This window comes from Alistipes senegalensis JC50 (assembly GCF_025145645.1).
Lineage (GTDB): Bacteria > Bacteroidota > Bacteroidia > Bacteroidales > Rikenellaceae > Alistipes > Alistipes senegalensis.
The window spans coordinates 3218681-3245521 of the sequence record NZ_CP102252.1 but is presented as its reverse complement, the minus strand read 5'-3'; the positions used below and the strand labels follow the sequence as shown (position 1 = coordinate 3245521).

Below are 26841 nucleotides of genomic sequence, written 5' to 3'. Positions count from 1 at the left end.
CCGGAGCGGAAACGACGGCAGAGGCGGGATTTCGGTCCCGCCTCTTGTCATTACGAGATGCCGATACGCTGGATCTGCTCCTCGATGTCCGACATTTTGTCGATCCGGGCGTTGCGCAGCCGCGCCCGGTAGGTATAGATCGTCGAAAGCGTGCTGTTGAGGAACATGGCGATCTGCGCCGAGTCCGAAACGCCCAGCCGGATCAGCGCCAGGTAGCGCAGTTCGGTCGAGAGCTGGCGGCGCCGCTTGGGCATGAAACGCTCCGGATCGTGGAGCAGCCCGCACACCTGTTCGATAAAGTCGGGAAACAGCCCGAGGAAGGTTTCGTCGAAAAGCCGCAGGAAATTGCGGTGCTCGGTCTGGATCAGCTCCTGCGAGCGCAGCGTGATGAGCGTCTGCTCGGCGCTCTCGGTCTTGAGCAGTTTGATGATCCCCATGCGGTAGGTGTCGAGGCGCTGGATGTAGGAGCTGCAAAGCTGCATATACTGGCTCACGTACTCCGATTTGATCCTGTTGGCGTCGTTGAGCTGGTCGTTGGTCCGCACCAGCGCGCTGTTGGTGGCGTTGAGCCGATGGTTGATGTCGGTCAACTGGCGGTTGATTTCGAGATAGCTGTCTTTGAGGCGTTCGATCTCCCGCTTGCGCCGCAGGGTGTGGATCGCCTGCCAGAGAATGACGATCAGCAGCACCGAGAGCGATATGGCCGTGAAGAACGTCAGCAGCAGTCTGCTGCGCATCGACTTGTCGAACGACCGGGTGATCATGTCGAGCGATTCGGCGTATTGCCCCATCCGCAGACGGTAGTTGCTGACCGTCAGGTCGTTCAGCGTGCGTTTGATGTAGGCGTTCGCCAACCGGATCTCTCCCGTCTCGTAGAGTATCTGCGCCAGCCGGTAGAGCGACATGTGGGCGCGCGTCGAGGCCGAAAGCTCGTAGATCGAAGCCCGGGCCGCCCACAGCATGCCCCGCCGGTTGTCGCCCATGTCGGTGTAGTTGCGCGCGATCTGGTAGGTGATGTTGCCCTTCTGGAAAATATCGAGGCTGTCGATGTCGTCCCGGATCAGCCCTTCGAGCTTTTCCAGCGCCTCGCGGTTGCGTCCTTCGAGACGCAGCAGTTCGGCTTCGAAATTCTTTTTCTGATAGGCGATGCGCGGTCCCGAAGCGCGGTTGAGATAGGCCCGGAGGTAGTATTTGAGCGAATCGTCATAGCGGCTCTGCACCTCGGGAAAGACGCTGAAGCGTTTCGATTCGCGGAACACCGTGGCCCGCGTGCGGTAGTAGAGCGTCAGGTCCACCTTCCGGCTGTCCGTCGTATCGACGCTCCGCAGAATGCGGTTGGCCTCCGCGAGTTCGACATTGCCGATCAGCACGATGGCCGTGCGGACCTTGGCATCGTTGATCAGCCGTTCGTCGCCCAATTCCTCGGCCAGCGCACGGGCCATCCTGCAATAATAGGCCGACGAATCGAGCTGGAAATGGCTGTAATGCCCCGCCAGCGTGGTATAAGCCCAGGCCCGGGTCCGCTTGCTGCGGGTGGTGTCCGCAATGTCGCGGTATTTGCGGATGATGCGGTGGCGGCGTTCCACATAGACCGCTTCGTTGCGGATGACATCGTTCAGTTCGCGGATCGTCCTGTCGAGTTCGTGATCGAGTTCGTCCCGGCAGCCCGTCGTGAGAGATACGGCGGCAAACAGCAGACAGCAAAGGCTTCGGTTCATGGCAAAAGGCGTGTTTCGGTCAGACAAGATAATAAAATTCGGAATCAAAATCACCTTCCGGGGCGCTTTTCGGGCGTTACAATGCCGTTACACAGTTTGATAAAACGAACCCGAATTATCAGCAACAGACTGACATTCAGCCCCTTTATTTTTCAAAGGGTTTGATTTTCGCAGCCCTCCTGCGGAGGATATTCATTTATGGGTACATTTGCCGTACCGACTAACCGTTGCCACACGGCAACACGAAAATCCAAACCCGAATGAACCGAATTCTGAATTGCTTTTCATCGGCGGCGCTCGCCTTGACGCTCCTCGCGGGCTGTTCGTCCGACTCGTCTTCCGAAGGCCCCGTACCCCCTCCCGCCGGAGAGGGAAATATCTGCGGATATGTCCGCTGCGACGGCCGTGGCATCGCCGGCGTCGCGGTTTCCGACGGCGCGAACGTCGTGAAAACCGACGCCGAAGGCTACTACTCCTTTACGAGCGACCTCTCGTCGGCCGATTTCGTGCGCATCTCCGTACCCTCGGGCTACGAAACGGCCCGCGACGGCATCCTTCCGACATTCTATGCGGCCATAGATCCCGCCGAACCGGGCACGCAGCGCTTCGATTTCGACCTGACCGCCGCGGACAACACCCGCCACCTGCTGCTGGTCATGGCCGACGTACACATCTCGGGACGCAAACCGGGCTATCCGAACGACAGCGGAACGGTCGTCGCCGAACTCGACGCCAAGCAATGCCGCGAACGGTTCGTCCCCGCGCTCGCCGCCCACGCCGCCTCGGCCCCCGCGGGATACCGCGTCTACGGGCTGAATCTGGGCGACATGACCCACTCGGAATACTGGTATTCGAAGAACTACTCCTTCCCGCAGTACATCGAGGCGATGAAAGATGTCGATTTCCCGGTCTTCCACGCCATCGGCAACCACGACTACTGCCACAAGGTCGCCGACGACACGGCCGACGCCCAGTACAAGGCGGCGCTCGGCCCCACCTACTATTCGTTCAACCTGGGCCGCATCCACTACATCGTACTCGACGACATGGTCTACAAAGGCTCGAACGCCTACGACACGCGGATCGACGACCGCCAGATGGAGTGGCTGCGCAAGGACCTCGCGGCGACGGACCCCGCCGTGCGCGACGTGGTCGTGGCGATGCACGTGCCGACCGTCAACGGATTGCAGACGGACGGCTCCTATAAAAAGGCGCTCGGAAATTTCGACGAATTCTACGCGCTTTTCGCCGACTACAACCTGACGGTGATGAGCGGACACTGGCACCACGCCCACTCGGTGCGCATCAGCGACAAAGCCTCCGAATACATCCTCCCAGCGGCATGCGGCACGTGGTGGTACAAACTCCTCTGCAACGACGGGACCCCGGCGGCCTTCGCGGCCTGCACCGTCAACGGAACCTCGATGAGCCGCCGCATCGTACCCATCGGCGACGAATACGCCACGGAGCGTTACCGCGTCTACAACAAGGGCGTGACGACCAACACCGGAACCGTCGCCCCCGGAACGGCCTCGGACCCCGCCGGAGGTTCGCCCGCGGTGCTGGTCAATCTCTGGGAGATGCGTCCCGACTGGACCTTCGACTGCTACGAGAACGGCGTGCAGACCTCGGGCCGGCTGACCCGCGTGGCGCGCTACGACCCCATCCACCGCGATTTCTGCAACCAGGGGCTGATCGGATGGCAGCGCTATTCGTGGTGCGCGACGGTCCGCACGGCCGACCACTGGCTGCAATACGTCCCCGCGAACCCCGCGGCGGCCATCCGGATCACGGTGACCGACCAAAAGGGAGCGCTCCTGCACGTGATCGACACGAAGATCGAATAAATCCGAACCCATATACCGATTTCAACATGATGAAAAACAGAAAAATCCTGCTCTTCCTGGCTGTCGCCGCACTCCTTGCGGCGCCGGTCCGGAGCGCCGGACTGCCGCCCCTCCCCGACAAACCGGGAGCCACGGTCAAAGGCTACGTCGAATGCGAGGGACGCGGCGTCGAAGGGGTCGTCGTCTCCGACGGATTCAACGTCGTGAAGACCGATGCCGAGGGCCGTTACTGGCTCAAAACCAAGCTGTCGCGCTCGGAGTTCGTGATGATCTCCACGCCGAGGGGCTACGACCCGGAGGTCTATTCCGGATTCCTGCCCAAATTCTTCCACGCCCTCGACAAGACGGCGGACAAGAAGAGCGTCCAGCAGTTCGATTTCCACCTCACGCGCGCCGCCAACGACGACTACACGCTGCTCGTGGTGGCCGACGAACACGTCTCGGGCCGCGTGATCGACATCCCGCCCGGCAGCGGCAACGTCATCGCCCCGGTAGACTCGATCCAGTTCCGCGACGACTTCATGCCCCGGCTGGTCGAATATGCCGACAGCCTGATGCGGCGCACGCCGGTCTACGGGCTGAACCTGGGCGACATGACCCACTCGGAATACTGGTTCCGCAACAACACGGGCATGGCCGAATACCTGCGTCTGGCCAAAGACACCCCGTTTCTGATGTACCACGTCATCGGCAACCACGACCACTGCCACAAATACGAAAACGACTACGAGGCCGAAGCCGAATACCGCAAGTATTTCGGGCCGACCTACTACTCGTTCAACATCGGCAAGGTCCACTACGTCGTGCTCGACGACATGCTCTACCACGGGCGCAACAAATACGACAAGATCATCGCCCCGGAGCAGCTCGCATGGCTCTACAAGGACCTTCGGGCGCTCGATCCGGAGATCCGGCAGCTCGTCGTGGCCTGCCACGTGCCCCTCGTAGCCAACAACGGCGCCTGGGACGACATCTGGTACAACCTCAAAAACAAGGACGAACTGTTCGTGCTGTTGCAGGACTACGACGTGACCATCATGACGGGCGACTGGCACACCGAAGGCACGACGCGCGTCAGCGACCGGATCGTGGAGTACGTCCATCCGGCCGTCACGGGCAACTGGTGGTACCGGCAGGGCATCTGCTGCAACGGCTACCCCGCCGCTTTCACCGAGTATGTCTTCCGGGGCGACCGCCTCGAAAGCCGCTCGCTCATCGACTGGGCCAACGGCAACAGCAAACAGCAGTACCGTGTCTACAACAAGGGCGTCACCTCGAACACGGGCATCGCAAGCTCCTCGGCCCTCGACCCCGCGGGCGGCGCGCCGTCGGTGCTGGTATTCTTCTGGGGCGTGGCCCCCAACTGGACCTTCGTCTGCCGCGAGAACGGCGAGCTGACCTACGGACGCGGACAGCTGGTCCAGCGCTACGATCCGCTGGCCCGTTCGCTGGTCGAGGAGGGCATCATCCCCTACGAACGCTACACGTGGCTCAAACAGAAACCCGTGCGTCTTTATCTCTACACCCCGAAGGACCCCGGCGCCGAGATCGAGATCGTCGGCACGGACCATATCCGCAACCGCGACTTCCGCGTAGTCACGCGGATCGAACGCTGAACGAAGCACCCCTAAAACACTATCTGACAATATGAGAAAACTCTGCAAAATGATCGGTACGCTGGCCGTACTGGTATCGGTTGCCCTCTCCACCCTCGCGGCCCAGCCGGCCTCCGAGGTCCGGGGAACCGTCACCGACGGCGACAGCGGCAGGCCGCTCGCCGGCGTGAGCGTAAAGCTCTCCGGCTCGGCCGTGTCAACCACGACCGACGCGAAGGGCGCCTATGCCATCCGGGTTCCCTCCGCCGCGGCCGTGCTCGAATTCTCCCGCGAAGGCTACCAGGCCCGGAAAGTCCCCGCCGAAGGACGGGCGCAGGTCGATGTCGCGCTGAAACCCGCAGCCCGGACCTCGGGCGTGGTGAAGGGCGTCGTCACCGACAGCGACAACAGAAACCCGCTCGCCGGCGTCACCGTCGTGCTCTCGGGATCGTCCCGGGGAACCACGACCGACGCCAAAGGCGCCTGGAGCCTCGCCGTGCCCTCCGCCGAATCGGTCCTCGACTTCTCCTACCTGGGCTATGTGCCCCAGAAAATCCGGGTCGGCAACCGCTCGCAGATCGACATCGCGCTGACGGCCGACAACAAGAACATCGACGAGGTGGTCGTGATCGGTTACAGCGAGGTGAAGAAGACCGACCTCACGGGTTCGGTGACCAACGTCAAGATGGGCGACATCAAGGACGTTCCGGTGGTATCGGTCGATCAGGCGTTGCAGGGCCGCGTGGCCGGCGCCGACATCATGTCCACGTCGGGCGACCCGACCGCCTCGACCTCGATCCGCATCCGCGGAACCCGCTCGATCACCGCCTCGAACGAACCGCTGATCGTCGTTGACGGCATCATCGACGCCGTGCAGGATCTGAGCGACATCAATTCGGCCGACATCGAGTCGATCTCGGTGCTCAAGGACGCTTCATCGACGGCCATCTACGGCGCACGCGGCTCGAACGGCGTCATCATCGTCACCACGAAGAAGGGCAATCCCACGGTGAGCAAACCGTGGATCACGCTCAAAGCCGACATGGGCTTCTCGCAGCTGCCCCGCAACCTCGACGTGATGAACGCCACGGAGTTCGCCCTCTACCGCAACGACGTGACCTATTTCAACTGGCAGATGGGCAACCGCCCGGTTCAGGACTACACCTACAACGACCCCTATTCGCTGGGCAAGGGCACCAACTGGATCGACGAGATCACCCGCACGGCACCCTATCAGAACTACAACCTCTCGGTGTCGGGCCGCTCGAAGACCAGCAGCTATTTCGTGTCGCTGGGTTACAGCGACATCCAGGGCATCGTAGACGACAGCGGTTTCCAGCGCACGACGGCCCGCGTCAACGTGTCGCACGACTTCACCAAATGGTTCACGGCGGGCGTCAATTCGTCGCTCTCCTACCGCGACGAAGCCAACAACAAGGCCAATATCGGCGGTTCGTCGGTGTGGAACGCCGCGACCTATCTGGCCCCCGTGCTGCGTCCCGAGGACACCTACAACCCCTTCTACGGCTCGGGACAGACGATCAACAACCCGCGCTACACGATCGACCTGAACGAAAACACGCTGGAACGCTTCGCCTCGACCAACACGCTGTACGTGGACATCAAACCCGTCGAGGGGCTGAAAATCAGCAGCAAATTCACCTACTACCTCTACCAGCGCCACGACTACCGCTTCTATCCGAGCACGCTTCCCGTCAAGAACGAGGGCGAGGGCGGCGAGGGCTACCGCGCCGAGTACGACACGCGCACGCTCTCGACCGAAAACACCGTGACCTACGCCCGCACCTCCAAGACGGGCCACTATTTCGACGTGATGGGCGGTTTCACGGGTTCGAAATCGCGCCTCAACGGCTTCGACCTCAACGCCAAGGGGCTGATCGTCGATGACAACAAGTGGAACAACATGAACGGCATCTACGACAAGGAGAACTACACGAGCACCTCCTACACCAACTACATCACGAAGATGTCGGTGCTGGCCCGCGTGAACTACAACTACAAGAAACGCTACTACCTGACGCTGACCGGGCGTTACGACGGTTCGTCGAACTTCGCGGCCAACCACAAGTGGGGCTTCTTCCCCTCGGCAGCCGTCAAGTGGAACATCTCGAACGAATATTTCATGCGCCGCGTGCGCTGGATCGAGGAGCTGTCACTGCGCCTGAGCGCCGGCCGCACGGGCAACGACGCCATCAAACCCTACCGTTCGATCGAAGCCTACACCTCGACCTCGGGCGGCTATCTGCTGGGCGGCTCGCAATCGACGGCGTTCTATCCGGTGCGTGTGGCGAGCGACAACCTCACGTGGGAGACCACCGACCTCTACAACGCCGCCATCGACGCCTCGCTGTTCAAGAAACGCCTGAACATCACCTTCGAAGCCTACATTTCGAAGACCCGCGACCTGCTGCTGTCGGTCCAGAAAGCCTCGCAGTCGGGATTCACGAGCCACTTCGAGAACATCGGCCGCACGTCGAACAAGGGCGTGGAGCTGACCGTCGAGACGCGCAACATCGTCAAGCCCAAATTCTCGTGGTCCACGTCGCTCACGCTCTCGCACAACAAGCAGATGGTCGAGGACATCGGCTCGGAGGACTTCGTCAGCGCCATGAACAGCCCCGGCAACAGCCAGTACATGATGTACGGCTATGTCAAGGGCCGTCCGCTCAACGCCCTCTGGGGCTTCAAGTACGGCGGCGTGTGGCACAACCAGGAGGAGATCGAGCGCAACAAGGTGACCAACACCTACGTTTCGGCCACGACCTCGCTCAGCCCCGGCCTGCCGCGTTACATCGACACCAACAACGACGGTTCGCTGGACCAGAAGGACCTGGTCTATCTGGGCAACGCCGACCCCACGATCTACGGCGGCCTGCAAAACACGTTCAACATCGGGCAGCTGAAAGTCGGCGTCTACTTCGCCTATTCGCTCGGCGGCAAGATCTACAACTATTCGGAGCTTTACATGGCCGGAACCTACTCCTCGAACCAGTACCGCTACATGGCCAATTCGTGGCACCCGGTGCGCAACCCCGATTCCGACCTGCCGCGCGCCGGCGCCGTGCAGGTGCACGTGCCGAGCGACCTGCAAGTGCACGACGCATCGTACCTGCGACTGAAAAACGTCTCGGTGGGCTACACGTTCGACCTGCGCAAGCGGGTGAAATGGCTGCGGGACATCACGCTGAGTGTCAGCGGCGAAAACCTCTACCTGTGGTCGAAATACAACGGCTTCGACCCCGACGTTTCGACATCGAGCGAAAGCTCGACGCTGCGGCGCGTTGACATGGGAGCCTATCCGCGGGCGCGCACGGTGATATTCAGCGTCCAAATCCGCTACTAATCAAAAACGACTACGATTATGAAACCGATGAAAATAGTTTTGCTGACGGTCGCGGCGGTGCTCGCAGGAGCCTGCTCGCTTCAGGAATCGCCCGAATTTTTCGTCAACCGGAGCAATTTCTACCGCAACAAGTCGGAGTGCATCGCCGGACTGAACAGCTGCTACATTCCGCTCAAGACGATCTATAATTTCAATTTCGGCGTGATGACCGAAGGCGTCACCGACCTGCTGTACCACAATTCGCCGACGGTCTACGATTCGCGCCTCGAAATCTCGCCCGCGCTGCCCGGCTACGGAGCCACGGTGTGGACCCAATGCTACAAGGCCGTGATGTACTGCAACGCCGCCATCGAAGGCATCCGCCACGCCACGGTGAGCGAGGACGACCGCAGCAAACTGCTGGCCGAGGGCGTGATCCTGCGGGCGATGTACTACTACCTGCTCACGTCGGTCTTCGGCGACGTGCCCTTCTACACGATCGACGTAAACACCGAGGAACTGCTCAACCAGACGGCCCGCCTGCCGCGCATGTCGGCCGTCGAAACGCGCAACTACCTGATCGAAGAGCTGATGGAGGTCGTTCCCGACCTCGACCAGGTGCGTTCGTCGGAGATCGCCGACAACCGCATGGGTGCGGCCGTCGGGTGGATGCTCGCCGCCAAGATGGCGATGTGGAACAAACAGTGGGACACGGCGCTCGAAGCGCTGGGCGAACTGGAAAAGATCTACGGCACGCTCGACCAATACCCGCTCTCGGACATTCCGTTCCGCATGAAGAACACCCCCGAGTCGATCCTCGAAATCCAGCACTCCTACACCTCCGGCGGGCTGATCTACACCTCGAACTACGCCTGTATCTGCATGCCCAACCAGACCACCGCCGAGTCGGGGTCGGACATTTTCGACGGCGTGAAGATCGAGGAGCTGGGCGACGATGCCAACGTGTGGCCCGGCATGCGGCCCAATCTGGTGTTCAGCGCCGGCTTGCAGACCCGCACGGGCGGCGACCGCCGCGTGGAGATGAACCTCGCGTGGGAGTACGGCGGGCAGGAGTTCAAGAGCGTCGCCACACGGCCCTGGCTGGGCCCCAAATTCTGGTGTCCCGGCATGCGCGACAGCTACGACTCGAACAACTACAAGGTGTTCCGCTATGCCGACGCCGTGCTGATGATGGCCGAGTGCTGGTGCATGAAGGAGAACCTCGAACAGACCAAGCATTATCTCAATCAGGTGAAGAGCCGTGCGGGCATCGCCGAGTTCTCGGCCTTCAAGAGCTGGGAGCGCACGCTCGAAGAGATTCAGAACGAGCGCGCCCGCGAGCTGATCGGCGAGTTCCAGCGCAAGTTCGACCTCGTGCGGTGGGGCATCTGGTACACCAAGACCCTCGAATCGGCCGACTACGAAACCGTGCGCAACGCCATCCTGCCCTGCCACGAATACTACCCGATTCCCGACACGCAGGTGGTCTACTCGGGCTATGCGCTCGACAACAAGGAGTATGAAAAATACGGACTTTAACCTAAAAAACGGAACATTATGAGATTCAGCTATAAAGGCATTGCATGGCTGGCGGCGCTCTGCGGGGCGCTGGGCGGCTGCAACGAGCCGTTCGAACCGACGATCCGGCTGGCCGTGGATCAGAATCTGGTCGCGCTGCCGGCGACGGAGGGCATGACCCGCGTGATGGTCTACTCGACCGGAAACTGGTCGCTCTCCGTGGATTCGGAGTCCGGGGACGCATGGGCGCGGATCGACCGGAAGTCGGGCCGCGAAAACGGCGATTTCCTCTTCGAATACGACGCCAACGGCGGTCTGTCGCGCAAGGCGACGATCCGCATCCAGTCCGGAGACCGCGCCTGCGAGGTGGTGATGTCGCAGGCCGCGGGCATCGCCGACCCGACACTGACCGTCACGCCCGGAAGCGTCGCGCTGCTGGGCGAGGGATGCCCCGTGACGATGACCCTTTCCAGCAACCTCGGCCCCGATCTGGCACGTGTGCAACACGAAATCGCCTATGGCGAGGAGAGCGGCGAAGGGTGGATCGGCGACGTGACGCTCGACGACGAATCGCTGCGCTTCAGGGTGGCGGACAACACGACCGGAGCCATGCGCTTCGCCACGATAACCCTCTGGGTCGCTGACGGCAACGGCACGCGCTACGAGACCCGCGCCACCGTCACGCAAAGCACCGAAGCGCTGCGCCTGACGATGACGCCCGCCGAGGAGACCCACGCGGCGGCGGCCTACGGCGAGACGTTCGAACAGGCGTTCGAGTGCAACATCCCGGAAATCTACGGCGACATAACGCTCGTATGCGACTACCTGACCGGAGCCGAAGGCTGGCTGACGAATTACCGCATCGACCGCGAAGCGGGGCTGCTGAGCGTGAAGGTCCCGGCCAATCCCACCGCACCGCGTTCGGCGCGCATCGCCCTGCGCTACGACGACGGCGAGGGGGGGGGTATCACCACCGGCTACGTGACCCTGACCCAGGAGAAGTGCGACATCGGCGGCGTGGAAGGCGACCAAATGGAGAATGAAAAGGACGACAACGAATGGTAACCGACTAAACAGACGCGAAAATGAAAAAGATACAGAACCTATTGATCGCCGGCTGCCTGCTGTTAGCGGGGTGTTCCGAAACCCCCGAAGAGGCCGGCGGGCAGACTGGAGCCGCTCCGGTGAAATACGTTTCGCTGCGCCTCGACGCCGGAGCCGACACGCGCGCCGAACTGGACGACGCCCTGCGGGTGAAGTTCCAGCCGGGCGACATGATCGACATCAACGGCACGGCCTACGAAGTCTTCCTGCTCGAAGACGGAACGGCCGCCGTGCCCGAAGTCCCCGAAGCCGACCGCTACGAAGCGGTGTTCCCCTCGGCCTGCAATTTCCTCCAGCAGACGAAAGAAGCCGCCAATTTCAAACTGCCGCTGGCGCAGTTCCATGCCGGTTCCGGCACGTTCGGCCGCAATGCGATGCCGATGTACGGCGAAGCGACGGGCATCGACGAAGAGAAGGGCTACGTGAACATCCGGCTGCGCAACATGTGCGGCGTGCTGAAACTGACGCTGAAAGGCTCGGCGACGATCAATTCGATCCTCGTCGAGGACCGTTCGGGCACCCCGGTTTCGGGCTACGCCACGCTCGGGACCGACGATGCAGGAAATAAAATCCTCGTACCGGGCGAGACGAGTTCGGCCCGCTCCTACCACCTGGTGATGAACTGCGGCGGTGCGGGCGAAGGCGTGACGCTGAGCGAGAACGGAACCGATTTCCACATCGTGATGCCCGCCCGCGAATACGCCTCGGGGCTGAAAATCCGCATCACCGACCGTTCGCACCGGACGATGACCGTCGATTCGCCGACGCCGCGCACGATCAAACGCAACGTCGTGACCGAAACCCCGGCGATCGAGTACGCCCCCGATGCCGACCTGATCTTCGCCGAGCATTTCGACGCCTGCGTGTGGGGCGGCGACTACGTGGGCAACACGAAGGGCTATTCCCCCACGCAGACCGAAGACCAGCGGAACAGCGGCAGTCTGGCCGGAACGACCGCGGACGGATCGGCGACGGGCGTCGAGGAGGCTCCCTATTACGTGATGGAAAACGCGGCCGGCACGGCGGATTACACCAATTCGTGGAACGTAGCGCCGCCTTCGGCCGCCAACAACGTCACGGCGGACTACATGCGCAACCGCAACCTCTACGACTGGACCTATCTCTATCGCTGCGCCGAGTTCCAGGGCTGCATGCGTGTCGGATCGCCCACGCTGGGCCGCGGCAAAATCCACACGCCGAAGCTGACGAACATCCCCGCCGACGCCTCGGACAACGTGCAGATCACCTTCCGGATCTGCTACGTCAAGGGAGCGAACATGACCGACTCGTTCCAGAGCTGGATCGACAAGGGAACCTATCAGGAGGTCTACATCGACGGCGAAAAGATGGCATTCACGCCCGCCACGTCGGCCTACATTCCCAACGCCACGATCGGCACCGACGGCTGGACCGAAGTGCGGCTGATCGCCAGCGGCGTGTCGAAAAACACGTCGTTCAACTTCTTCGAAAAGAACGGAACGGCGGCTCCCACGAGCTACTATTTCATCGACGACATCGAAGTGCGCCTGCTGGATTGACAAACCCCTTCAAAACAAAGACACCATGAAAACGATAAACAGTTGGAAACTACTGCTGCTGACGGCCCTCACGGTCTGTGCGGCAGCCTGCACCGACGATCCGGACGAAGTTCCCGTCATCGAACTCGGGGCCGTCAAGGGCGAATACATCGTGCCGGCACAGAGCGGCACGGTCGAGGTCGAGGTTTACAGCAACCGCGGCTGCAACGTCTCGTTCCTCGAAGCGACTCCCTGGGCCGAGGCCCACGCCGACCGGATTCCGGGCGACGGCGCGTTCAGCGTCACCTACGAAGCCAACGACTCCTTCGCCCGCGTGGCGCGCCTGCTGTTGCAGGACGACAGCGGACGCCGCCGCGACACGGTCTACATCCGTCAGGAGGGGCTGATCGAAGAGCGGCTGGTGTTCCCCGCGCCGAATGTCTCGGTGAAAGGCAGCGCCGCCGAAGGCTCCGTCTCGGTCCCGCTCGACACCAACATCGGCTCGGAGCGCCTCACGACCAAGATAACCTATCCCGACGAGGAGAACGCCGGCTGGCTCTCCGACGTACGCATCGACGACGCGTCGGGCGCGCTGCTCTTCGCCACGCAGGCCAACCCCGATCAGGAGAACATGCGGTCGGCGGAGATAACCCTCTCGTTCACCAACGGCTGGGACAAGGTTACGGCGGCCAAGCTCTATGTCGTGCAGGCCAACGCCCGCGACGATTTCGGAACCGAAAAGACGTTCGCCGAGATCCGCGCCCTGTGCGGCCCCGGGCAGGTCGTGACCGTCGAAAACGACTATTACATTTCGGCCTGGGTGGTCAGCGACGCCGCGGGCGGCAACATGGGAGCCAACCCCATGACCACCGAATCAACGATCAACTACGAGGTGTGCAAGAAGACCGCCTATGTCGAGAGCATCGACGGCAGCCTGGGCTTCCTGATCGAGACCGAAACGGCCGACGACAACATCTTCATGCGTTACAGCCGCATCCAGCTCTCGCTCAAAGGCGTGCGGCTCGTGCACGACACCGATCCCGACCGTTTCGCCCTCAAGGGCGTGAAGTCGGCCATGATCATCAGCTCGGAGCTGGGCACGGCGGCGGACATTCCGCGCAAGGAGAAGCGCATCAGCCAGCTGACCGACGACGACATCTACACCTACGTCACGCTCACCGACTGCGAACTGCCGATCCGCAAGGGTCCGCTCACGCCGATCAACGAGGGCTACGCCAATGCCACGGGCGCCAACCGCACGGAGAAGTGCGCGTCGCTCGTGCGCGACATCGAGGGCGAACACATCTACCTCTACACCAACACGACGTGTCTCTACCGCCGCGACGGCAGCCGCCTGCCCTACGGCTCGGGCAAACTTTCGGGCATCGTCGTCCACGAACTGTTCCCGCGCTTCGAGTGGGAGGACAATGCGAGCGGCGACGACGAATCGTACGGATACATCGGCCGCTATCAGCTGCGCCACGTCTCGAAATCGGATTTCGACGGACTGGCCGAAGATTTCGAGGAGAGTTTCTCGGCCCTGCTGACCGAATACCGCTTCCTGCAATACGACAACAACAAGGTCTACCCCACCTACGGCACGAACGGCTACCTCACGCACAGCTACAAGGACGGCACCGGGGCGATCAAGATTCTCGCCAACGAGGATTTCAGCTACCTCGGCCCCGTGGGCAACAAGTCCTCGTTCATCTTCGGGTCGAACATCGGCAACGTCAACGGCATGGGCATCATCCTCGAAGACGGGACCGACTGGTGGCGCGACAACCCCGACGTGAACAGCAACACTTCGGGCGACACGTCCGGCGCCGGCAAGGGCAAGGTTCCGCGCAAGAACAGCGCCGAAGGCCCGGCATGGGTCGATTGGTACTGGTGGGACAAGACCAACGACCGCGGGCATGCGTGGATCGTGAACTTCTCGACCGAAGGGATCGAAACCGACGTGCTGTCGATGCAGGTGAGCGTCCTGAACGACCGCTACGACAGCGGCAAATACGGTTCGCCGCGCTATTTCGACGTGGCATGGTCCGAGACGGGCGACATGAACGCCGACGGCGACTGGACCTACATCGCCTCCTACACCGTGCCCGACATGGCACGCTGGACCCCCGCGACACGCTACTGGCAGTATGCGGGCTGGAAACCCGTCGACGTGAAGCTCCCGCTCGAAATGCTCGGCAAAAAGAACGTCTACATCCGTCTGCAGGCGGCTCGGAACCTCGGCGGAAGCCTCGACGAGTACGCCGCACAGCCGATCGACTCGCCGTCGTGCATGAACTATTTCGCCATCCGTTACAACAAGTAATAACGCGCGGCCGGCCGGAGCGGGTCATTCCTGTCCCGGCCGCCGATGCCTGAAACCCGAATCCATGAGAAAAATCCTGATCCTTGCCGCCTCGTTTCTCTTCGCCGCGTGCGCCGAGGCCCCGCAACCCGAAGCCGATGTCATTCCCCGGCCCGTATCGGTGGAGCGGGGCGACGGCACGTTCCGCCTCGGCCGCAGCTGCCCGGTCGGTTACGACGACCCGGCGCTGCAGTCCGCCGCCGCGCTGTGCGCCGGTTACCTGACCCAAGCGGGTGTGCGGAATCCCGTCGTAGAGGACAAACCCGTACACCACGGCGTCGACCTGCAGCTGGACGGCACGCTCGGCAGCGAGGAATATACGCTGAGCGCGACGCGGAAGGGCGTGTCGATCTGCGGCGGATCGCCCCGGGCGGTGCTCTACGGCGTGCAGACCCTGCGCCAGCTCGTCGACGGCGGCCGCGTTCCCGTCGTGGAAATCCGCGACGAGCCCCATTTCAGCTACCGCGGAGCGATGTTCGACGCGGCGCGGTATTTTTACCCCGTGGATGACGTCAAGCGGTTTATCGACATCCTGGCGCTGCACAAGCTCAACACCTTCCACTGGCACCTGACCGACGACCAGGGATGGCGCATCGAGATCAAACGCTATCCCGAACTGACGCGCATCGGGTCGCAGCGCCGGGAGACGCTGATCGGCCACTACAAGACCTCGGACGAATACGACGGGAAGCCCCACGGAGGCTACTACACGCAGGACGAAATCCGCGAGGTGGTGGCCTATGCCGCCGAACGCTGCATCGACGTCATTCCCGAGATCGAGCTTCCGGGACATTCGATGGCGGCCCTCGCGTCGTATCCGTGGCTGGGGTGCACGCAAGGTCCCTACGAGGTGCGCACAACGTGGTATTACAGCAGCGACGTGCTCTGCGCGGGCCGCGAAACGACCTTCGAATTCCTCGAAAACGTGCTTGCGGAGGTGCTCGAACTCTTCCCGTCGAAATACATCCACGTCGGCGGCGACGAATGCCCCAAGGTGCGGTGGAAAGCGTGCCCCGACTGTCAGCGCCGCATGCGCCGGGAGGGGCTGAAGGACGAGAACGCCCTTCAGAGCTATTTCGTGTGCCGCATCGAGAAGTGGCTCCACGCCCACGGCCGCGAAATGATCGGCTGGGACGAACTGCTCGAAGGCGGCGTCACGCCCTCGACGGTCGTCATGTCGTGGCGCGGCACGGAGGGCGGCATCGAGGCCGCGAAGCTCGGCAACCGGGCGATCATGTCCCCGCGGTTCTATTTCTACCTCGACTATTACCAGACCTCCGACCCGGAGAAGAACGGCGAACCGCTCGCGATCGGCCGCAACGTCCCGATCCGCAAACTCTACGGCTACGATCCCTACGACCGGCTCGACGAGGCGCAGAGCCGCAACATCCTCGGCGTCCAGGCCAATCTGTGGACCGAATACATCTCCACGATGGACCATGCCGAATACATGCTGCTGCCGCGTCTGGCGGCCATGTCCGAAGTGGCGTGGGCGACGGAAAGACGCGACTACGACGATTTCGTGCGCCGGCTCGGGAGCCTGCGCGGCCTGTACGACCGCGAGGGGTACCGCTATGCCGATTTCGTCTTCCGGGGTATCGAATAACGCACCTTAAAAAAATGCCGAAAGTGAAAAGACTGCTATTTCTCGCCCTCTGCGCCGCCACGGCGGTTTCAGCGAAAGCCCCCGCGGAGCGTTGGCTCGATCCGGAGTGCTTCGCCGTGAACCGCGCGCCCATGCGCACGAGCTTCATCGTCTTCCCGACGGCCTCCGAGGCCGTTCCCGAGAACGACCACACCCTTTCGCCCTTCTACCGGACGCTCAACGGCGAATGGGCCTTCCTGCGCGCGGAGCGTCCGGGTGCGGAGCCCGAGGGATTCTTCCGCCCCGGCTACGACGACTCGTCGTGGGGCGTGATGCCCGTGCCGGGAATCTGGGAGCTGAACGGCTGCGGCGATCCGGTCTACACGAACAAGCCCTACCCGTGGCACAAATTCTTCGAGGTGAAGCCTCCGCTGGTTCCCCATGAACAGAACTATACGGGGCTCTACCGCCGCAGCGTCCGGATTCCCGCCGACTGGCAGAGCCGCGACGTGTTCATCCACATCGGCTCGGCGATCTCGAACGTGACGCTCTGGGTCAACGGCCGCGAGGCGGGTTACAGCGAGGACAGCAAGCTCGAAGCCGAATTCGACATCACCCGCCATATCACGCCCGGGCGCGACAACCTGATCGTGCTGCGCGTCAACCGCTGGTGCGACGGTTCGTATCTCGAAGACCAGGATTTCTGGCGCCTTTCGGGCATCGGCCGCGACTGCTACCTCTACGCCCGCGACCGGCGGCGTCTGGCCGACGTGCGGCTGACGCCCGATCTGGTGAACGACTACCGCGACGGCACGCTGCGCGCCGAGGTGACCGCGACGCCGGGTGTCGGCAGCGTCCGGCTGACGCTCCGCGACGACGAGGGCCGCACGCTCGACACCCGCACGCTCCGCCCCCGCCGCAACAGCGTCTCGACGACCTTCGAGGTCGCGGCCCCGAAACAATGGAGCGCCGAGGCCCCGAACCTCTACACGCTCACGGCCGAAGCCCTCGCCGCCGACGGCAGTGTGACCGAAGCCGCGGCGTTCCGCGTGGGATTCCGCAAGGTCGAGATCCGCGGCGGGCAGCTGCTGGTCAACGGCAAGCCGATTCTCATCAAGGGGGTCAACCGGCACGAGATGGAGCCCAACACGGGCTACTGCGTTACGCGCGAAGAGATGGTGCGCGACATCCGCGAGATGAAGCGGCTGAACATGAACGCCGTGCGCACGTGCCACTATCCCGACGTACCGCTGTGGTACGACCTATGCGACGAATACGGGCTCTACGTCGTGGACGAAGCCAACGTCGAGTCGCACGGCTGGCACTACCGCGACAAATCGAAGAACCTCGCAGGCGATCCCGCCTTCGCCGCCGCGCACCTCGACCGCAACCGCCGCATGGTGCTGCGCGACTACAACCACCCCTCGATCATCGTCTGGAGCACGGGCAACGAAGCCGGAAACGGCCCCAATTTCGAACGCTGCTACGACTGGATCAAAGCCTTCGACCCGTCGCGGCCCGTGCAGTACGAACAAGCGTCCTACCACGGGGACTACAACACCGACATCGTCTGCCCGATGTACTGGAGCTACGAGCAATGCGGGAAATACCTCGCCGCCGATCCCGAGAAACCGCTTATCCAATGCGAATACGCCCACGCTATGGGCAACTCGCTGGGCGGGTTCGAGGAGTACTGGGAGATGATCCGCCGCGAACCGAAATATCAGGGCGGATTCATCTGGGACTTCGCCGATCAGGCCCTCGCCTGGCGCAGTCCCGAAGGGAAGCTGATCTATCGCTACGGCGGCGACTACAACGCCGCGGACGCTTCGGACAGCACCTTCTGCTGCAACGGCGTGCTGGCCGCCGACCGCACGTGGCATCCCCACGCCTACGAGGTGAAGCACCAGCACCGGCCGATCCACACCTCGGCCCTCGATTTGGAAAAGGGCGTCGTGAACGTCTACAACGAAAACTTCTTCACGGACCTCTCGCCCTACCGGCTCCTCTGGGAGATCACCGCGGACGGGCAGCCCGTGCTGAGCGGCGCGGTCGAGCATCTCGACGTGACCCCGCAGGCCACCGCCGCCGTGACGCTGGGCTACAAGCCCGAACAGCTCCGGGACCTCGGCGGCGAATTGCTGCTCACGGTGCGTTACCAGTTGCGCGAGCGGCTGGGACTGCTCGACGCGCTCCACGAGGTCGCCGCCGACCAGCTCGTACTGCGCGGCGACGACCCGGCGGCCCGCTTCGCGGCCGAGGCTCCGGCCGGAGCGCTCCGCGTGGAGGGCAAAAGCGTCTCGGGCGATGGATTCTCGGTCGGATTCGATCCGGCGAGCGGTTTCATCCGCTCCTACCGCCTGCGCAACGACGAGTTGCTGGCAGGGCTCCTGCGGCCCAATTTCTACCGTGCGGCCACGGACAACGACCTCGGCGTGCGCCAAACGGGAAAATATCCCGACAGCCGGATGTGGGCGACGGCCGAACCGCAGCTCGTCGGTTTCGCCCTCACGGCCGGAGACAGCGAAGCCGAAGCCGTCGCCGACTACACGATTCCCGCCGTGGGCGCACGGCTCCGCCTCACCTACACGATCTTCGCCGACGGTTCGGTCCGCGTCAGCGAGGCGATGACAGCCGACCCGGCACGCAAGGACGTGGCCGAACTGATGCGTTTCGGCATGGCTTTCGAGACCCCGGGGATGTTCGACGCCGTGGAGTACTACGGCCGGGGGCCGATGGAAAACTACGCCGACCGCGCCGGCGCCGCTTTCGTGGGGCGTTACACGCAACGCGTCGCCGACCAGTTCCATATGAAATACGCCAGTCCCCAGGAGTCGGGAACGCGCGGAGGACTGCGCTGGTGGCGGCTGACCGACCCCACGGGGCTCGGAATCGAGATCTGCTCCGACCGTCATTTCTCGGCGTCGGCCATCCCCTACTCCATACCCCAGCTCGACAACGGATCGTCCGAATATGTCCGCCACCCCGACGACCTCGTTTCAGACGGACGCACGCACGTCAACATCGAAAGCGTCCAGTCCGGACTGGGGTGCGTGAACAGCTGGGGACGCCTGCCGCTGCCGCAATACCGCCTGCCGTATCAGGACTACGTGTTCAACTTCGTGCTGCGTCCCGTGACGGGAGGACGATAAAAAAACGCCGGACCTCAGGGCCCGACAAAACGACGGGAGTTACGTTTTCAGTACGTAACTCCCGTCGTTTTCAACGTCGTCCGGTCACTGTCCCCAACCGGAATTCTGCTTGCACTTGGGCATCATGTCAAGGTCGCGCTGCGGAATGGGCAGCAGCTCGTGACGGCCCTTGATAATGTATCTGGCAACCGCATAGTTGGCATTGGAATACCAGTTCACCAACTCCTGAGCGGTTTCCATGACACGGTCGTAATAGATGCCCCAGCGGATCAGATCCTGCTTGCGGTGGCCTTCGAAACAGAGTTCATAGGCGCGCTCCTTGCGGATCGCTTCGCGAAGGTCCTCACGCGAAAGACCGTAGGAAAGATCGTGCTTCGTGTCGCCGAAACCGCGGCGGCGCACGGCGTTCACGGCATCGACGGCATCGACGATCGAACCGCCCGACTCGTTGAGCGCCTCGGCGAAGAGCAGCAGCACGTCGGAATAGCGCAGGATATACCAGTTGACGTTCGATTTGTCGTTGTTGACGATGTAGTTCGATGTCTCGACATATTTCTCGGTGTCCCACTTGCCCGGCGTGAAGAGCTGGCGCTGCCGGTTCTTCTGGTCCTCGGAGGGATTCGCGCTCGAAATGGTCGAGAAATAGGTGATCGGGCCGCTGCCCAGCGTATGATCGTACTTGTAATCGGCGATGGAAAGTTTCATGCGGGGATCGTTCTGCGCCTCCCAGTCACGGGTGAACGTATAGACGACCTTCCAGTTGGCGGCATTGCGTCCGCGCTCGCCGTCGATCGTGGTGGCCGATACGCCGTTCCATTTGCCGATACGTCCGGCCGTGTTGTCGCTGTCGAGACCCGTCGGCGAGTAGAACGACACTTCGATCAGGCTTTCGCCCGCATCCCAGATACCGTTGCAGGTGTTCTTCCAGACGGTTTCGTAGTCGGAGATCAGGCGGTGCTTGCCCGACTCCACGACACGGCGGGCGACCTTCTCGGCCTCGGCCCACTTCGACTCGTCCCGCACGGGATAACCGGCCCACGTGCAGTAAACCTTGGCCAGCAGACCCAGCGCGGCGCCCTTCGAGAAACGATAGGCGTTGCTCGTGCGCTTGGTGTCGTCAACGGCCCAGGGAAGCACCTCGGCGGCGTATTTCAGGTCCTCTTCGATATAGGCGTAGACATCCTCCGCGGCGGACTGCTCGTAATCTTCGTCCTTCTTGCGCGAATCGGCCGTCGAAGTCATCAGCACGACATTGCCGTACCAGCGCACCAGTTCGAAATAGAACAGCGCACGCAGCGCCCGGGCCTCGCCCAGATAAATGGCGGCCAGTTCGCGGTCCGAAGAGCCCCAGCCGTCCATGCGGTCCGAAACGGTCTCGATGAAGTCGTTGGCATCGTAAATCGCCGAATAGAGCTGCTGCCACGTGCGGGAGATCTGCGACGTCGAGGCATTGTGGGAGTTGGTCGGAATCTCGCGGAACGAAGTCGTCGAACTCCCCTCGCACTGGGCGATGTCGGTCGAGATCGTGAACAGCAGCGACAGGTGGTACGAATAGGTGTACTCGTTCGCCAGATTCTTGTAAACGCCCTGAAGAACCGTTTCCGCCTCTTTGGCGTTGTTCAGGTAGTTGCCCTTGCCGGTCTCCGAGTAGGATTCCTCGTCGAGCAGGTCGGAGCACGAGGCGAACAGCAGGCAGAACGGCAGGCAGTATAAAAATATCTTTTTCATGGTTTTATCGTATTAGAAGGTCAGATCGATACCGAACGTATAGACTTTGCTCTTCGGATAGGCGCCCCAGTCGAGCGAAGGGGTCATGGGATTCGACGCACGCATGTTCACCTCGGGGTCGTAGCCCTTATAACCCGTCACCACGAAGAGGTTCTGAGCCGTGAAATAGAGGCGCAGCTTCGAAACATAGAACTTGCGCGTCCATCGCTGCGGGAAGGTGTAGCCCACGGTCAGGTTCTTCAACCGCAGGAACGAACCGTCCTCGATGAAGCGCGAATAGATCTCGTTCTTGATATATCCGTCCCAGGCCGGAACCTTGTTCGAGGCGTTGGTCACCGTCCAGCGGTCGGCCACCTCGGCCATCAGGTTGGCACGCTGGTCCTGCGTCTGCGAAGCGTAGATGCGGGTGGCGTTGTAAACGTCGTTGCCGTAGTTGAACTGGAACATGAAGCTCAGGTCCACGCCCTTGAACGAAAAGGTGTTGGTGATACCGCCGTACCACTTGGGCGTACCGTTGCCGATCACCGTACGGTCGGCCGTGGTGATGACCCCGTCGCCGTCGGTATCCTTATACTTGACCATACCCGGCTCCACGGGCACGCCGGCATGATCCGATATGTCGGTGACACCCTCTTTGAGCACATACTCGCCCGTTGCGGCGTTGACATTGAAATCCGAAGTCTGGTACACGCCGTCGAAAACATAACCGTAGATCAGACCCAGCGACTGCCCGACGCGGGCCGTGTAGTCGTAACCCGTGTAGTCGCTGTTCCAGCTCGCCGAGGTCTGCATCTCCTTCGCTCCGCCGGCCAGCGCGCGCAGTTCGTTGCGGATGAACGAGATGTTGAAATCGGTCGTCCAGCGGAAACCGCTCTTCGAAGCGATGTTCGTCGAATTGATCGCAATCTCGATACCCTTGTTGCGGATCTTGCCCACGTTCTGCCATTGCGAGGCGAAACCCGAGACATAGGCTCGGTTGGCGGCCATCAGCAGGTCCTTCGTGTCCTTGAGGAAGAAATCCGCCGTGATGTTCAGGCGGTTGCGGAACAGGCCCAGGTCGATGCCGACATTGGTGCTCTGCGAAGCCTCCCACTTGATGTCCTCGTTCTGCAACTGCTTGGGCGACAGCACCGTGATAACATTGTTGCCGTAGCCGTACTTGCCCTGCGAATAGAGTTCCAGCGAAAGGTAGTTGGTGATGCGGTCGTTGCCCACGACACCCCAGCCGGCGCGCAGCTTCAGGTTGGAAACGACATCCTGTTTCTTCATGAAATTCTCCTCCGAGATACGCCATGCCGCCGAGAACGACGGGAAATAACCCCACTTGTGATTCTTGCTGAACACCGTCGAACCATCGGCACGGACCGTCGCCGTGAAGAGATAGCGGTCGCGGTAATTGTAGTTTCCGCGGGCGAAGAACGAAACGAGCATCTTGTCCGAGCGGTTCGAATTCGCCGTGGTCGGCGTAGCCCCCAGCCCGAGGTTGTTGTTGGCCAGGTTGTCGAACGGGAAATCCGTAGCCCCGGCCAGCAGGTATTCCGTTCCCTGGAACGAGGTCTCCTGTCCGAGCATGACATCGAACGCATGGCCCTTATTGCGCTTATACTTATAAGTCAGGTAGTTGAAATTCGTCCAGCGAACGTTGCGCGTCATGCGGGTCGAACCGTAGGGCGTCTGGCCGTTGCGGTAAGCCTCCTTCGATCCGTCCTGGTAGAAGACGTAGTTGCGCGCATTGGAGGTGTTGTAAGTTCCGGCGGTGCGGAAAGTCCATCCCTTGCCGAAATCGATATTCAGCGCCAGGTTGCCCGACCACATCTCGGTCTTCGTGGTGTTGATCACCGACTCGGCCTGCTTGATGGGGTTCACCTGCGACAACGACTCCGAGGATTCGAGCTCCAGCGGGTCGATCGACGACGCCAGCAGCTCCTCGTCGGTCATTCTGAGGCCCGCCGTGGGACGCGCGCGCAGAATCTGCGCCAGCATGTTGAAACGGCCGTTGTCGCCCGAGGTGCCCACACCGCGCTTGTCGGTGTTGGCATAGTTGACCGTGGCCTCTACCGACACGGCTTTCGAGATCTTATGGCTCACGCGCATCTTGGCCGTGACCTTGTTGAAGGCGCTGTTCTTGAAGATACCGTTTTCGAGGAAGTCGGCGAACGAGAAAGCGTACTTGGTCTTGTCGTTGCCGCCCGAGATCGAAACGTTGTGGTCCTGCGACCAGGTGGGACGGAACGTTTCGTTCTGCCAGTCCACCCCCTTCACGTTCCGATAATCCTCGATCGACTGGTAGCGGTAGGGAATGCCGTCGTCGTCGCTGCCGGCCCTGTAATAGGTCGTGCCGAACTTGTCGGGCCACGCCTCGGTTTGCAGCTTCACGAACTCGTAGGGCGAGAGCAGATCGAGGGTCTTGGAGATCTGGCGGTAGCTGACCGAACCGTTGTAGGTCACCACGGGACGCCCCACCTTACCGGATTTGGTCGTCACCATCACCACGCCGTTGGCGGCGCGCGAACCGTAGATAGCCGACGAGGAGGCGTCCTTGAGCACCTCGATCGACTCGATGTCCGAGTTGGAGAGGTAGTCGATATTGTCCACCTGGAAACCATCGACGATGTAGAGCGGCGAAGTGTCGCCGTTGACCGAACCGATACCGCGCACCTTGATGTCGAAACCGGCGCCCGGAGTGCCGTCCGTGGCGGTGATCTGCACGCCGGCGATCTGCCCTCCGAGAGCCTCCATCACCGAACCGGTCTTGTAGCCTTCGACATCCTTCGAGGACACCGAAGCGACCGAACCCGTCAGGTCGCCGCGCCTCACGGCGCCGTAACCCACGACCACCACCTCGTCCATGACGTTCGCTTCGGGAACGAGTTTGATCTCCAGCCGGGTCTGGGCGGCGATCGTCACCTCCTGGGATTTATAGCCCAGGTAAGAGAAAACCAGCACGTCGCCTTTCTTGACCGGAATCGTGAACGCACCCTTCAGGTCGGTAGAGACACCCTGCGTCGTACCCTTGACCACGACGTTGGCACCGATAGCCGGCTGATCGTTCTCATCGACGACCTTACCCGTTATCTTGTTCTGGGCCGACGCTGCGAAGGCCAGCATCAGGGCGAGAAGGGTCAGCGCCCCTCTCAGCCCGAAAGCCCGGTTTATCATGTATTTCATAGGTTTCATGTTCAGTTAGGTTAAAAATTCTCGTCGAACCAGACGGCCATGTAGATAAAGGTATTGGTTCCCGACGCATCGAGTTCCGAGAAGGTTCCGGTCGTCGTGTAGGGAGCCTGGAAGAGCAGCACGCCGTTGGCGTAAGCGCCGTCGAGCATCCACTTGTTGGCCGGAATGTACATCCTGAAATCGGTGCCGCAGTCGATATATCCGAGTTTCGCCGTCAGATTGGGAGCAACATCGGCGCTCGTCGTCGAGTAGTAGGACATCGGTTCGCGGGAACCGGCATTGACTGTGCTGCCGAAATAGGTGCCCCACATGCGATAGATAAAGCAATTCGTAGGAGAAGACCCCGACAGCGCCGTACTGTTGCTAATATGCGATGCCGGCCCGTTAAGGTTGTAATAGAAGACATTGCGTTTCAGCGAGATCATGAAATTCGACTTGTCGGCATTGATCGTCGGAGCCTCCGAATAGCCGCCCGTACGCGGGTTGACCCGGAAAACCATCGGATTGTAAACCACGACTTTGTCGATATCCGACTGAATTTTCACAAAGACATAGGTCGAACGGGTAATGGCCGTTTCGCCCGTACCGATCGTAGCATCGACCCTGATAACACCGATCTGGCCGACACGGTCGTTACGGAAACGCAGGTGCAGCGTACCGTCCTCTTCGACATAGGATGCAGATGCTGCCGTCCGGAACGCATTGTTGTGAATATAGTTCAGCCTAAAGGAGACTTCGCGGCCTTCGAAATCCTCGTGTGCCACAGGAATCGTCACATCCGTATTCGTACTGTTATTCGAAGCACCCACCATGTCGAAGACGTGCTGATCGGCGTTGGTCGTCCAGTCCAGACCGAGGTTATTGCCGTAGCTGAACGTCGTAAACATGTTCGGGTTCTCGGTCACGGTCAGTGCGAGCATCACCTCGACAGGCGTTTCGCTCTTCATGTTCGAAGCCCGGACGGGAATCTGGTAAACACCCGGATCGGCCGTAATTCCGCGCAGCGAGGAGACCTCGCCCGTCGCTTCATCGACCGTAAGCTGGCCGGCCAGCGCCGCGGGCACGTCGCCCAGCGAGAAGCTCACCTCGTCGCCGACAAAACCGTCGGCTTTCGGAGCCGTGAAATTCGTACCTTCGACCACTTCGACGGGAGCGTAGGAGAAGGTTTCGGGCTCGATCGGGGCGATGTATTCGATCACGGTCAGCGTATAGGCGCCTTCGAAATCGGTCGAACCGAAACTGTTCGTCACCGTCAGATCGAGCGTATAGGAAGCGCCGAGGGGCAGTTCGTTGCCGGCATCGACCGAAATGACTCCCGTCGCGGGGTCGATCCGGATCTTGTCGGTCGTCTCGAAGCCTTCGGCCGGGGTCACCTGTTTGATGGCCCACACGACCTCGTCGGGCGAACCTTTCAGCGTCGGCGTCGGGCCCTGGAAAGCCATATTGTACTCCATGCGCCCCGAAGCCGAAGGATAACGGATTTCCAGCGGCTCGCTGGTGATCCGCGCCGTCAGCAGATTTTCGTAAACCGTAGCTCCGGCATAGGTGGTGATGCGGATCGGCAAGGGGTAATCGCCCGGCATGATCTCGCCCGAGAAGTTCGCGTTGAGCGTCACGACGCCTCCGCTCGAAATGGCGAAATACTCCTCGCCCTCCGCCTGCACCAGCGCATAACCGAGAATCGACACCGACTCGCCCACCGGCGTCACCGTGACCGAAGCCTCGGAGGTCTCCAGTTCGGCGTAGGGAATCACGAGCGTCGGCTCGCTCACCTCGATCGCCTCGGGCGTGGCGGGAACCATCCGCACCACGAAAATATCCTTGAAACGGTAGAGACCGCCGCCGGCACGGCACGCAATGGTCAGTTTGTAGGTGCCGGGGTCGAGGTCGTCCGTATTCGAGATGCTGACCATACCGGTATCGGCACCGATCGAGAAACACTCGGTGACGACGGATTCGTCGTCGAGCGTGACGCCCGCGATCGAAAAGTCGGACGGCGCGGGGCCGTAGTAGGTCGGGGTGCCCGACACGAAGTTCATCGAAGGACCGATGTCCACGACCGTCGGGTAGAAGAGCTGCAAATCGCCGCTCTTGGTATCATCGTCCTCGCAGGCCGCGAGCGCAACCGCGCAAAGGACGGTCAGCGCTGCGAAACATACGTTTCGAAACAGGGATTTCATAGGTTATTGCGGTTT

The 26841-nt window shown here is 61.6% G+C and carries 13 protein-coding genes; 9 read left to right on the top strand and 4 right to left on the bottom strand.

Going from position 1 to position 26841, the window contains the following annotated elements; all coding sequences use genetic code 11:
• Positions 1-50 precede the first annotated feature (50 nt).
• Positions 51-1718 (bottom strand): DUF6377 domain-containing protein, encoded by a 1668-nt coding sequence (locus tag NQ519_RS12965; RefSeq protein WP_019150733.1) that lies wholly within the window; start codon positions 1716-1718, stop codon positions 51-53.
• Between the two features lie 260 nt (positions 1719-1978).
• Between NQ519_RS12965 and NQ519_RS12960 the strand changes: the two genes are divergently transcribed.
• The 9 genes from NQ519_RS12960 (at position 1979) to NQ519_RS12920 (ending at position 19741) form a co-directional block, all read left to right on the top strand.
• A complete protein-coding gene (locus NQ519_RS12960) occupies positions 1979-3565 on the top strand; it encodes a metallophosphoesterase N-terminal domain-containing protein (protein WP_026076520.1) in 1587 nt (528 codons plus the stop codon).
• Between the two features lie 29 nt (positions 3566-3594).
• Complete coding sequence (locus NQ519_RS12955; RefSeq protein ID WP_147513179.1) at positions 3595-5181, top strand: metallophosphoesterase N-terminal domain-containing protein; 1587 nt, start codon at positions 3595-3597, stop codon at positions 5179-5181.
• Between the two features lie 31 nt (positions 5182-5212).
• Entirely contained in the window at positions 5213-8524 is a 3312-nt protein-coding gene (locus tag NQ519_RS12950) for a SusC/RagA family TonB-linked outer membrane protein (protein WP_052308429.1), read from the top strand.
• A gap of 18 nt (positions 8525-8542) precedes the next feature.
• Positions 8543-10042 (top strand): RagB/SusD family nutrient uptake outer membrane protein, encoded by a 1500-nt coding sequence (locus NQ519_RS12945; protein ID WP_019150737.1) that lies wholly within the window; start codon positions 8543-8545, stop codon positions 10040-10042.
• An 18-nt stretch (positions 10043-10060) separates the two neighbouring features.
• Positions 10061-11086 (top strand): BACON domain-containing protein, encoded by a 1026-nt coding sequence (locus NQ519_RS12940; protein WP_019150738.1) that lies wholly within the window; start codon positions 10061-10063, stop codon positions 11084-11086.
• A gap of 20 nt (positions 11087-11106) precedes the next feature.
• A complete protein-coding gene (locus NQ519_RS12935; protein WP_227901097.1) occupies positions 11107-12663 on the top strand; it encodes a hypothetical protein in 1557 nt (518 codons plus the stop codon).
• 25 nt (positions 12664-12688) lie between these two features.
• The gene (locus tag NQ519_RS12930) at positions 12689-14965 is read left to right on the top strand and encodes a DUF5689 domain-containing protein (RefSeq protein ID WP_019150740.1); all 2277 of its coding nucleotides are present in this window, start codon (positions 12689-12691) and stop codon (positions 14963-14965) included.
• Positions 14966-15029: 64 nt separating this feature from the next.
• On the top strand, positions 15030-16610 hold the full coding sequence (locus NQ519_RS12925; protein WP_019150741.1) for a beta-N-acetylhexosaminidase: 1581 nt from the start codon (positions 15030-15032) through the stop codon (positions 16608-16610).
• Between the two features lie 14 nt (positions 16611-16624).
• Positions 16625-19741, top strand: coding sequence for a glycoside hydrolase family 2 TIM barrel-domain containing protein (locus NQ519_RS12920; RefSeq protein WP_019150742.1), 3117 nt, complete (start codon positions 16625-16627; stop codon positions 19739-19741).
• 84 nt (positions 19742-19825) lie between these two features.
• Here NQ519_RS12920 and NQ519_RS12915 read toward each other — a convergent pair whose 3' ends face one another.
• The 3 genes from NQ519_RS12915 to NQ519_RS12905 are packed head-to-tail and all read right to left on the bottom strand — an operon-like array spanning position 19826 to position 26826.
• Positions 19826-21469, bottom strand: coding sequence for a RagB/SusD family nutrient uptake outer membrane protein (locus tag NQ519_RS12915; RefSeq protein WP_019150743.1), 1644 nt, complete (start codon positions 21467-21469; stop codon positions 19826-19828).
• Between the two features lie 12 nt (positions 21470-21481).
• Positions 21482-24637, bottom strand: coding sequence for a SusC/RagA family TonB-linked outer membrane protein (locus tag NQ519_RS12910; RefSeq protein ID WP_019150744.1), 3156 nt, complete (start codon positions 24635-24637; stop codon positions 21482-21484).
• Between the two features lie 20 nt (positions 24638-24657).
• Positions 24658-26826: a surface glycan-binding family protein gene (locus NQ519_RS12905; RefSeq protein ID WP_019150745.1), complete on the bottom strand. Its 2169-nt coding sequence runs from the start codon at positions 26824-26826 to the stop codon at positions 24658-24660.
• Positions 26827-26841 lie beyond the last annotated feature (15 nt).

Excerpts from the sequence above, each read along its gene's own strand:
- NQ519_RS12915 (WP_019150743.1), bottom strand. The coding sequence starts at position 21,469 with ATGAAAAAGATATTTTTATACTGCCTGCCGTTCTGCCTGCTGTTCGCC.
- NQ519_RS12925 (WP_019150741.1), top strand. The coding sequence starts at position 15,030 with ATGAGAAAAATCCTGATCCTTGCCGCCTCGTTTCTCTTCGCCGCGTGC.
- NQ519_RS12960 (WP_026076520.1), top strand. The coding sequence starts at position 1,979 with ATGAACCGAATTCTGAATTGCTTTTCATCGGCGGCGCTCGCCTTGACG.
- NQ519_RS12910 (WP_019150744.1), bottom strand. The coding sequence starts at position 24,637 with ATGAAATACATGATAAACCGGGCTTTCGGGCTGAGAGGGGCGCTGACC.
- NQ519_RS12940 (WP_019150738.1), top strand. The coding sequence starts at position 10,061 with ATGAGATTCAGCTATAAAGGCATTGCATGGCTGGCGGCGCTCTGCGGG.
- NQ519_RS12945 (WP_019150737.1), top strand. The coding sequence starts at position 8,543 with ATGAAACCGATGAAAATAGTTTTGCTGACGGTCGCGGCGGTGCTCGCA.
- NQ519_RS12965 (WP_019150733.1), bottom strand. The coding sequence starts at position 1,718 with ATGAACCGAAGCCTTTGCTGTCTGCTGTTTGCCGCCGTATCTCTCACG.
- NQ519_RS12930 (WP_019150740.1), top strand. The coding sequence starts at position 12,689 with ATGAAAACGATAAACAGTTGGAAACTACTGCTGCTGACGGCCCTCACG.
- NQ519_RS12955 (WP_147513179.1), top strand. The coding sequence starts at position 3,595 with ATGAAAAACAGAAAAATCCTGCTCTTCCTGGCTGTCGCCGCACTCCTT.
- NQ519_RS12920 (WP_019150742.1), top strand. The coding sequence starts at position 16,625 with ATGCCGAAAGTGAAAAGACTGCTATTTCTCGCCCTCTGCGCCGCCACG.
- NQ519_RS12905 (WP_019150745.1), bottom strand. The coding sequence starts at position 26,826 with ATGAAATCCCTGTTTCGAAACGTATGTTTCGCAGCGCTGACCGTCCTT.
- NQ519_RS12935 (WP_227901097.1), top strand. The coding sequence starts at position 11,107 with ATGAAAAAGATACAGAACCTATTGATCGCCGGCTGCCTGCTGTTAGCG.
- NQ519_RS12950 (WP_052308429.1), top strand. The coding sequence starts at position 5,213 with ATGAGAAAACTCTGCAAAATGATCGGTACGCTGGCCGTACTGGTATCG.